The organism is Nocardiopsis sp. TNDT3 (assembly GCF_003427465.1).
Classification (GTDB): domain Bacteria; phylum Actinomycetota; class Actinomycetes; order Streptosporangiales; family Streptosporangiaceae; genus Nocardiopsis; species Nocardiopsis dassonvillei.
In genome coordinates this window covers 1-10,339 of the sequence record NZ_QPFC01000765.1, presented here as the reverse complement: position 1 = coordinate 10,339, position 10,339 = coordinate 1, and the positions used below count along the sequence as shown (strand labels likewise).

Annotated in this window: 7 protein-coding genes; 4 read left to right on the top strand and 3 right to left on the bottom strand. The window is 70.7% G+C overall.

From position 1 onward, the window contains the following. Positions 1 to 676, top strand: a 676-nt coding sequence (locus DQW06_RS18915; RefSeq protein ID WP_370449104.1) for a hypothetical protein, incomplete at its 5' end; no start/stop codon positions are given. 13 nt (positions 677 to 689) lie between these two features. On the opposite strand, the gene DQW06_RS18910 is transcribed toward DQW06_RS18915, so the two are convergent. Further along, positions 690 to 1,778 carry a S9 family peptidase gene (locus DQW06_RS18910; protein ID WP_117199019.1) on the bottom strand — a complete coding sequence of 363 codons (1,089 nt, stop codon included), beginning with the start codon at positions 1,776 to 1,778 and terminating at the stop codon, positions 690 to 692. 108 nt (positions 1,779 to 1,886) lie between these two features. Further along, positions 1,887 to 2,606 carry a transcriptional repressor LexA gene (lexA, locus tag DQW06_RS18905; protein WP_013154341.1) on the bottom strand — a complete coding sequence of 240 codons (720 nt, stop codon included), beginning with the start codon at positions 2,604 to 2,606 and terminating at the stop codon, positions 1,887 to 1,889. 654 nt (positions 2,607 to 3,260) lie between these two features. Here lexA and nrdR point away from each other — a divergent pair. Together nrdR and DQW06_RS18895 are read left to right on the top strand one after the other, a co-directional pair. Then, positions 3,261 to 3,764 carry a transcriptional regulator NrdR gene (nrdR, locus tag DQW06_RS18900; protein WP_013154340.1) on the top strand — a complete coding sequence of 168 codons (504 nt, stop codon included), beginning with the start codon at positions 3,261 to 3,263 and terminating at the stop codon, positions 3,762 to 3,764. Between the two features lie 107 nt (positions 3,765 to 3,871). Further along, entirely contained in the window at positions 3,872 to 7,921 is a 4,050-nt protein-coding gene (locus DQW06_RS18895; RefSeq protein ID WP_117199018.1) for a vitamin B12-dependent ribonucleotide reductase, read from the top strand. Positions 7,922 to 7,987: 66 nt separating this feature from the next. Here DQW06_RS18895 and DQW06_RS18890 read toward each other — a convergent pair whose 3' ends face one another. Next, the gene (locus DQW06_RS18890) at positions 7,988 to 8,293 is read right to left on the bottom strand and encodes a hypothetical protein (protein WP_013154338.1); all 306 of its coding nucleotides are present in this window, start codon (positions 8,291 to 8,293) and stop codon (positions 7,988 to 7,990) included. Between the two features lie 287 nt (positions 8,294 to 8,580). Between DQW06_RS18890 and DQW06_RS18885 the strand changes: the two genes are divergently transcribed. After that, a partial coding sequence (locus DQW06_RS18885) for an SPFH domain-containing protein (protein WP_198662489.1) occupies positions 8,581 to 10,339 on the top strand: 1,759 nt, incomplete at its 3' end.

Genomic DNA, 10,339 nt, shown 5'->3' with positions numbered 1-10,339 from the left:
CCCGGGACCCCCGTGGCAGCAGCCCCACCTCCAGCAGCCCGCGCCCGAGGTGGTGGCCTCCGTCCAACCGCAGAGCCGGGGCTGCGCCACCGCCGCCGTGGTCGCCGCCGCCCTGGTGCTGGTCGTGCTCGCCGCCGGGGCGATCTGGTACGTGGTGACGCGCGACACCCCGGAGGCGAGCGACTTCGGGGCGGCGCCCGAGTGCTCCGTCGCCGAGACCGGGACGCTGGACGAACTGGTGCCCGACCACGGGTTGGAGGTCGAGGAACCGGTCGGCGGCCCGCAGGAGGCGTTCGGCTCCGGCTGGCAGTGCCGGTGGGCGACCCCCGGCGGCCCCGGCGAACGGGTTCCGGCCACCGCGACGCTGGTGGCCGTGGCCGCCCCCGACCCGGGCGGTGTCACGACGGCCGCCGACAACCTGCGCACCACCACCTCCCAGTACGACGCGCAGGAATTGGAAGGCGTCGGCGAGGAGGCGGTCGCCTGGGTCCAGGAGGACCCGTACACGGTCGCCTGCGTCGGCGCCCGGGTGTCCAACCTGTACCTGGAGACCTGTTACAGCCTGGCGGCCAGCTACGACGCGCAGAACCCGGGCGACCGGGAGCGCATGGTCGCGGGCGCCGAGGAGTTCGCGCTGTCCGTGACCGAGGCGCTGCCGGACTCCATCCCCGAGTGAGGCTCCGGCGCGGTTACCAGGCCGTGCCCAGGAACTCCTCCAGCGCGGGCGCGACCTCCTCGGCGAAGGGGCGCTGTTCGTCCAGGACCGTGGCCCCGGGCTCGTCCCGGTAGCGGCGGAAGATGTGGTCGGTGTCGGGGACGTCCACCCGTCGCGCGCCGTCCAGACCGGTCATCAGCCGGTCCACGTCCTGCCGGGAGACCTGCGCGTCCCGCTCCCCCCACAGCACCAGCACCGGGGTGCCCCCGGGCAGGTCCTCCGCCAGGTCGACGGGGTCGAAGGCGTCCATGTAGGCCAGGAAGTCCTCGTTGACCGGGGTGTAGACGCCCAGGCCCCCACTGGGCATCTCCACCCCGCTGAGCGCACGCCCGGACCTGATCGCGGCCCGTCCGGCGCGGGAGTCCGAGAGGAGCTGGACCACCTGCCCCTCCTCCACCTGGCCCGAGGCCTCGACGGCACGCGCCTGCTCGGTGAGCTGGCGGTCGATCAGGTCGAGGTAGCGCGTACCGGGAGGCGCGGCCAGCACGAGCGCGGGGGAGGGGTGCTCCGCGCCGATGAGATCGTGGGCGCGCAGCGCGTACAGGGCGCCCTCGCTGTGCCCGACGACGACCACCCGCTCGGGGTCCACCTCGGGCTGGGAGACGAGCTCCTCGTAGGCGGCCGCGACCTGCTCGTCGAAGATCACCGGGTCCACCGGCGCGACCTCGCCGCCGGGGTCCGGCGTCTCGAAGTCCGCACCGCTGCCGTACTTGTCGTAGCGCAGCGAGGCCACCCCGACCTCGGCGAGCACCCGGGACAGGTTCTGGTTGGTGTTGGCGTCGGGGCGCACGGAGCTGTTGCCGTCGCGGTCGGTGGGACCGCTGCCGGAGATGATGAGCGCGCCCGGAACGGTACCGGAGACGTCCTGGGGCATCCGGAAGGTGCCGGACACCTCGTGCCCGCCGCCCTCGAAGGCCACCTCGCGATCGACGCCGCCGACCCCCGGCGCCTCGGCGGCCCCGTCGTCGGCGGGGGCGCAGGAGGCGGTCAACAGGACGGCGCTCGCCGCACCGAGCAGTGCGGTGCGCCAGCGGGCGGCGGGGGAGGAGGCACGTGTGAACACCTCCTCAGCCTAGCGGCCCGCGTCCGTCGGCCCCGCGTCGTCCACAGGGGGAAGCGCCCCCGATCCCTCCGAGGGGAGAGGGACCGGAGACGCGGGTACGCGGGGACCTCAGACGCGGCGCATGACCGCGACCACCTTGCCGAGGATGGTGGCGTCGTCGCCGTTGATCGGCTCGTAGGCCTCGTTGCGCGGCATCAGCCACACGTGGCCGCCCTCCTCGCGGCGCAGTACCTTGACGGTCGCCTCCTCGTCGAGCAGCGCCGCCACGATGTCGCCGTTGTTGGCGTCCTGCTGCTGGCGCACCACCACCATGTCGCCGTCGGTGATGGCGGCGTCGGTCATCGAGTCGCCGACCACGGTGAGCATGAACAGGCGCCCCTCACCCACCAGCTGACGCGGCAGGGCGAGCACGTCCTCCACCGACTCCTCGGCCAGGATCGGACCACCGGCGGCGATCCGGCCGACCAGCGGCACGGCGGCGGCGCGCGAGAGGTCGATGTCCTCGGGCACCAGGGTCCGCCCCGAGGCGCGCCCGGGCGTGCGCAGCTCCACCGCGCGCGGCCGGTTCTGGTCCCGGTGCAGGTAACCCTTGCGCTGGAGGACCTTGAGCTGGTGCGCCACGCTGGACGGGCTGGACAGGCCGACCGCTTCCCCGATTTCCCTTATCGACGGGGGGAAACCCCGCTCCCGGACATAGCGCTGGATGCAGTTCAGCACGCTCTGCTGGCGCGCGGTGAGTTTGGGGGCTTCGGGCGTGGACCCGCCCGTGTTCTCCGCTGGTGCGAGAACGGTGGCGGTGTCTGCGGTTCCGGGATTCTCCTCCGGCACGGCCGGGCCTCCTCGGCATTCGGTTCGGTCAGGGCCTGCTTGTGTGACTGGCCACCCCCGGTCCGCGACCGTGCCGACCTGGGGGTCCACGTGATGGCGAAACCGGTGTGAAATCAAGGTCAACTTTAGTCGTTGCACACGGTGATATCAAACAAGCGTTCGAGGCTGGGGACAATTGCCGTCGCGCGTATTCGCGGACAATTTCCGGCCTGCACTTACGTGTGTACACGCGTTCACGCGCTGTTGTCCCCGGAATGCGCGAACGCGTGTCCGTGGCAGCGGTTCCGGCCAGGCACGGGGGTCTTATCCCGGGGCGAAGGCTCGACCGAAATCCCCGCGACACCGGGATTCCGACGCCCGCCGCCGGGGCGCGGGGGCTCCGGGCGGCGACGCTATCCTTGAGCGCGGTGCCGGGCCGCCCCCGCAGCGATCCGCCCGCGCCGACCTCCCCGCCCCGTCCCGCCGCCGCGGACCGCGATGCCGCGCGGCCGTTCGGCCGTGTCCGTGACACGCCCGTGCCGGGGTTGCGGCGGGTCAGGAAGAAGTCTAGGTTCGACCACAACATCTGGTGTGGCGACAGGGGCGATTGCCCAGAAGTTGTGGTTTAGTGGTACCTAGGCGTTGTCGTTCGGTGAGAGAAGCAGGTGAACCAGGGTGCACTGTCCGTTCTGCCGCCATCCGGACACCCGGGTGATCGACAGCAGGTCCACCGACGACGGCGCGGCCATCCGACGCCGCCGGTCCTGCCCCGTCTGCGAGCGCAGGTTCACCACCCAGGAGACCGTCCTGCTGATGGTGGCCAAGCGCTCGGGGGTCACCGAGCCCTTCAGCAGGACCAAGATCATCGCCGGGGTGCGCCGGGCCTGCCAGGGCCGCCCCGTCTCCGAGGACGCCCTGGCCAAGCTCGGCCAGCAGGTCGAGGAGGAGATCCGCGGCCGCGGCCTGGCCGAGGTACCGGCCCACGAGATCGGCCTGGCCATCCTGGGGCCGATGCGCGACCTGGACGAGGTCGCCTACCTGCACTTCGCCAGCGTCTACCGGGGCTTCGAGAGCCTCTCCGACTTCGAGGCCGAGATCGCCAGCCTGCGCCAGGACCGAGAGGCCGAGACCGACGGGGGCGCCGGGACCGGCGGCCGGAGCGGCGCCGCCACGGGGTAGCGCCCCTCGCGGCCGCACGCCGACCGCCTGCGGTGCCACACCACCCCCGGGACAAGGACGCCGGGCACGGTCGGTGACCGTGCCCACGAGTGAGGGGAGACCCGGCGATGACGGAGACCACCAGCGGTCCGGCCGGACGCAAGGGCAAGGGCAGCCGCAAGGGGATCAGGGTGAGGCGCGTCTTCACCACCCCGGGCACGCACCCCTACGACTCCCTGGAGTGGGAGCGCCGCGACGTCGTCATGACCAACTGGCGCGACGGCACGGTCAACTTCGAGCAGCGCGGGGTGGAGTTCCCCTCCTCCTGGTCGATGAACGCCACCCAGATCGTGACGAGCAAGTACTTCCGCGGCGCGGTGGGCACCCCCGAACGCGAGTGGAGCCTCAAACAGCTCATCGACCGCGTCGTCGGCGTCTACACCGAGACCGGCCGCGAACACGGCTACTTCGCCTCCGCCGAGGACGCCGAGGTCTTCGACCACGAGCTCAAGCACGCCCTCGCCCACCAGCTGTTCAGCTTCAACTCCCCGGTGTGGTTCAACGTCGGCACGAACTCAAAAGCCCAGGTCAGCGCGTGTTTTATCCTGTCCGTGGACGACACCATGGAGTCGATCCTGGACTGGTACAAGGAGGAGGGGATCATCTTCAAGGGCGGGTCCGGCGCGGGTGTGAACCTGTCGCGCATCCGCTCCAGCAAGGAACTGCTCTCCTCCGGCGGGACCGCGTCAGGCCCCGTCTCCTTCATGCGCGGCGCCGACGCCTCGGCCGGGACCATCAAGTCCGGCGGCGCCACCCGCCGGGCCGCAAAGATGGTCGTCCTGGACGTCGACCACCCCGACATCGAGGACTTCGTCGAGACCAAGGCCCGCGAGGAGCACAAGATCCGTGCCCTGCGCGACGCCGGGTTCGACGTCGACCTCGGCGGTGACGACATGTTCAGCGTCCAGTACCAGAACGCCAACAACTCCGTGCGGGTCTCCGACGCGTTCATGCGCGCCGTGGAGAGCGGCTCCGACTTCGGCCTGACCTCCCGCACCACCGGCGAGGTCGTCGCCACGGTGGACGCCAAGGAGCTGTTCCAGCGCATGGCCAGGGCCGCCTGGGAGTGCGCGGATCCGGGCATCCAGTACGACGGCACGATCCAGGACTGGCACACCACGCCCGAGAGCGGACGCATCAGTGCGAGCAACCCGTGTTTTCCGGCTGATCAGCGCGTGCTGACGGATCGCGGACATATACCGATCGGTGATCTGATCAAGCGCGCGGCCCGAGGCGAGACCTTCGCCGTGTACACCAACGACATCACCGCTGAGACGGACGCCCAGAACGCTGTGGTGGCGACGATCCCCACCCAGTACATGGTCACGGGGACCAATGAGATCCTCGAACTGCGTTTCTCTGACGGCTCTCTCCTGCGCTGCACCCCCAACCACCGTCTGTGGACCGAGAACCGCGGCTGGGTGCACGCTGAGGAGCTGCTCTCCGATGACCGAGTCGTCCGTTCCTTCCAGTACGCGCCTCGTTCGAACCCGGCGCTGCGGATTCCCCGTGCGGCGCTGGAAGCCGTACGGACGGTGGCGGCCTTGCCGAGTGTCCGTCCTCTGTACCTGCCGGAGAAGTGGGACGAGGTTCCCGACCTCGCGCACTACCTCGGCTGGCTCGTGGGGGACGGCTCGGTCGGTGATCAGGCGGTGGTGACCGTCTACGGTACGGCTGAGGAGCAGCAGAACGTCCTTCCTCGGCACCAGGCGCTCATCGAGCGCCTCACCGGGCACCGGAGCAAGCCGAGCCTCCAGCCGAACGGGACCCAGCAGCTCAGAATCACGCGTCGCACGATGGTCGAGTTCGTCCGAGCCCTGGGCCTGGGCGCCCGCCCGGAGGACAAGTCAGTGCCGCCGTCGCTCTTCGAGGCACCCGAGGAGACCGTGCTGGAGTTCCTCCAAGGGCTGTTCGACGCAGACGGGTGCGCGGTGGACCAGAAGGCCAACGGAACGCGCTACATCGGTCTGGGCAGCCGTTCGGACCAGCTCCTGCGCGATGTCCAGGAACTCCTCGCCCCGTTTGGCATTGCCAGCCGTGTCTACAGGACGTCCGAGGGCAAGCCGGATTCGTTCTCCTACACTCGCAAGGATGGGTCCACGGTCACCTATGGCAGTGACGGTCCGTTCTTCGACCTGCGGATCTCGGCCCAGTCCATGCAGGAGTTCTCCGCCCTCGTCAACTTCTCCCTGGAGGGAAAGAGCGAGAAGCTCCGAGAGGCGCTGGACTTCCGCCGTATGTACAGGACGAGGACGACTACACGCCTGTTCTCCAGACGTTCCGCGGGATTCGAGACCACATACAACCTCACCGAGCCGCGCAACCACTCCTACATCGTGGGCGGCACCGTCGTCGCCAACTGCTCGGAGTACATGTCCCTGGACGACTCTTCCTGCAACCTGGCCTCGATCAACCTGCTGAAGTTCCTGCGCGAGGACGACACCTTCGACGTGGAGCGCTTCACCGCGCTCACCGAGCTGGTCATCACGGCGATGGACGTCTCCATCACCTTCGCCGACTTCCCCACGGAGAAGATCGGCGAGACCACCCGCGCCTACCGGCAGCTCGGCATCGGCTACGCCAACCTGGGCGCCCTGCTCATGGCGACCGGCCACGCCTACGACTCCGAGGGCGGGCGCGCCGTCGCCGCCGCGGTGACCTCGCTGATGACCGGCACCGCCTACCGGCGCAGCGCCGAGCTGGCCGGGGTGGTCGGCCCCTACGACGGCTACCGGCGCAACGAGCGGGCCCACAAGAGGGTCATGCGCAAGCACGCCGCGGCCAACGACGACCTGCGCACCGTCGGAACCCTGGAGGAGCCGATCCACGCCGCAGCCACCCGCGAGTGGGCCGAGTGCCTCAGGATCGGCGAGCGCAACGGCTGGCGCAACGCCCAGGCGAGCCTTCTCGCGCCCACTGGGACCATCGGCTTCATGCTCGACTGCGACACCACCGGCATCGAGCCGGACTTCTCGCTGGTCAAGTTCAAGAAGCTGGTCGGCGGCGGCTCCATGCAGATCGTCAACCAGGCCATCCCGCGCGCGCTGGGCAACCTCGGCTACCAGGACGAGCAGATCGAGGCCGTCGTCGAGTACGTCTCCGAGAACGGCCACGTCGTGGACGCGCCCGGCCTGCGCGCCGAGCACTACGAGGTGTTCGACTGCGCGATGGGGCTCCGCTACATCCGGCCCATGGGCCACGTGCGGATGATGGCCGCGGTACAGCCCTTCCTGTCCGGCGCGATCTCCAAGACGGTGAACGTGCCGGAGGAGGCCTCGGTCGAGGACTTCGAGCACATCTACTTCGAGGGCTGGCGGATGGGCTTGAAGGCGCTCGCCGTCTACCGCGACAACTGCAAGGTGGGCCAGCCGCTGTCCACCGGCGGGACGCGGGAGAAGGAGGCCGGGCCCGAGGCGGAGGCCGTCGAGGCGCCCCGCCCGGTCCGCCGCCGCCTGCCCAAGAAGCGACCGAGCGAGACCACGTCGTTCTCCGTGGGCGGGGCCGAGGGCTACATCACCGCGGGCTCCTACCCGGACGACGGTCTGGGCGAGGTGTTCATGAAGCTCGGCAAGCAGGGGTCCACCCTGGCCGGGGTGATGGACGCCTTCTCCATCGCGATCTCCATCGCCCTGCAGTACGGGGTCCCGCTGGAGACCTACGTGGAGAAGTTCACGAACATGCGGTTCGACCCGGCGGGCATGACCGACGATCCGGACATCCGCATGGCCCAGTCGGTGGTGGACTACATCTTCCGCCGCCTGGCCCTGGACCACCTGCCCTACGAGGAGCGGGCCGCGCTGGGGGTGCTGTCGGCCGCCGAGCGCCAGGCGCAGGTGGCGGGCGAGGACCCCGCGCAGGTCGCCACGCAGGTGGAGTCCTACGCCCAGTCCGCCGCCACCCGCGGGGCGGACGCCCCGGAGGAGGTCCCGGCGGCCTCCGCGCGGGAGCCGCACGCGGCGGCGGAGCGGCCGACCCGGGCGCACTCCACCGCGGAGCTGATGGAGGGCAAGGGCTTCGTGGCGGACGCGCCGCTGTGCATGACCTGCGGTACCAAGATGCGCCCGTCGGGCAGCTGCTACGCCTGCGAGGGCTGCGGGGCCACCAGCGGTTGCAGCTGACCGGCGCCGGGCGGACGGTCGGGGGAGGGGCGGAACCGCGTCCCTCCCCGGCGCCCCGGTCCCGCGTCAGCCGCGGTCGAGGTCCCCGGAGACGGCCGCGACCGCGGCGGTCACGGCGGTCACCCCCAGCACGGCGGGCCAGGCGCCGACCTTCTTCGCCAGCGGGTGGGAGAGCCCGAACGCCCCCACGTACACGCCGGTGAGCGCGACCGCCGTGCCCACCCCCGAGCGGCGGCGCCAGGTCTCGAAGGCCGCGGCGCCGAACGCGGCCAGCACGGCTCCGCCCAGCGGGCGGTCGCCCGTCGCGCGGGCCACCGTGTAGCCGCCGATCAGGCCCGCGGTGGTCAGGACGGAACTGGGTACTGCGGGCATGGACGGTGTCCCCTCTCGCTGCGGCCGGAGCCGGTGGCTGCGTGTGCCGACGACGTTATCCGCCGTCCGGCGGCGGTGTGATCCGGCCCGCCCGGACTGGTCTCACGGGTGAGCGCCCCCGTCACGTTCCGGTCTACAGCCCTGGGTTCCGGACGCGTCTCATGACAGGGTTGGTGCTGTCCGCTACGGCCGATCGGGTCACGGGACAGGTCCCCACCTGGAACCGGACCGCGGTACGCGACGTCGTAGCCGATAGTTCCCGACCTCCGACCAAGGAGCCCATGCCTATGTCGTTCGCGCAGACCGTGCGCGGCGCGGCCGGTGCCGTCGCCCAGGGGGGCGATCCGCGCCAGGCGGTGTCCGACGCGCTGCAACAGGCCACCGAGGGCGGTGGCCTCGACCCCCGGGACTTCGTCGCCGCCCGTGAACAGGGTGACTCCGTCGGCACCCGCATCGAGCAGAAGAGCACCTCCCTCAACAACGCGGGCGAGGCGATCAACCGCAGCTACTACGAGCGCGGCGACGGCGGGCCGGTCCACGTCATCTGCCCCATGGTCATCCCCCGCGGACGCACCTTCGTGACGATGCTCCCGGCCATCGCGCTGGTGGCCCTCGGTGTGCTGGGCGCCGTCACCGTCCTGGTCCCCCAGGCGGTCAGCGGTGGCAACCCCCTGCTCAACCCCGTCTTCGGCGTCCACTACTGGCTGATCACCATCGCGGTGGCCGTGTTCATGTGGTGGCGCCAGGGCATGGTGATGGTGCCGGAGGGCTGTGAGGCCATCGTCACCCGCTTCGGCAAGATGGAGAACGTCTTCCAGGCCGGGCGGGTCACGCTCTTCAACCCCTGGAAGCGCGTCTCCTACATCGTCAACACCACCCGCGAGTACCCCTTCAACGCGCCGATCCGCTCGGCGCCCACCAAGAGCGGCGTGCAGGCCTCCATCGACCTGTTCGTGCAGTTCAGGATCGTCAACGCCACCGACTTCGTCTACACGCTGGGCGGTGTCAACGGCTTCCAGGAGAAGCTCAACAACGCGATCAGCGAGACCACGCGGAGCCTCATCTACGAGCAGCAGGCCTCGGCCATCTACGACATGGTGGGTGACAACACCCAGAGCCTGGTGGAGCAGCTCAACCGCCAGTTCAGCGGGATCGTGGAGCTGACCAGCGCCAACATCACCCACGCCGAGCCCTCCAACCAGGAGTACCGGATGGACCTGGCGGCGCCGGAGATGGTCCGCGTCGCCAAGGACGCCTACACCTTCGAGTACGAGCTCCAGCTGCGCAAGGAGCAGAACGAGGGCGACCTGAACAAGGAGCTGGCGACCCTCAACGAGACCCTGTCCGCGATCCAGGCCGACATCGCCCAGTACCAGGCGCAGATGGACACCGCCCTGGAGCGCGAGACCAACCGGGCCCGCTCCCTGGCCCACCAGCGCTTCGTCGAGGCCCAGTCCGAGGCCAACGCCAACGCGGCCCTGTTGCAGGCCCAGGCCCTGGACATCCGCGCGGTGAGCGCCGCCGACGCCCCCGAGATCCTCAACTACCGCTTCCGCGAGACCCTCCTGGACAAGCTGGAGGCGGTGGCCGACAGCCTCCCGCAGGTCCTGCGGATCGGGTCGGGCGACGCCGCCAGCGTCGACTACCTGCGCATCGCCCAGGAGATCATCGGCCAGGCCGACACCGCCCTGTTCTCGCAGGAGGACATGGACGCCCTCCGCTCCCGCCTCGGCGACATCCGGGGCCGCATAGCCGAGCGCGAGCAGGAGATCAGCGCTCTGGTGCGTGAGGCCGGCGGCCCCAGGGCCGAGCCGGGCCGGGGCGAGGACCCGGGGGAGGAGCTGGTGGAGGAGATCCGCCAGTCCGTCTCCGAGCAGGCCATCGACGAGCGCATGTCCGAGGCACCCCAGGCGCCCCAGGCATCTCAGGCACCCCAGGGGTCCCAGGAGCCGCACGGTCGGCACGAGGCCCCGCGGGAGCAGGACCCCGCCGGGCCGCCGGTCGACGCGCCGCCGCCCTCGGACGCCCCCCACCGGTCCCTGGAGG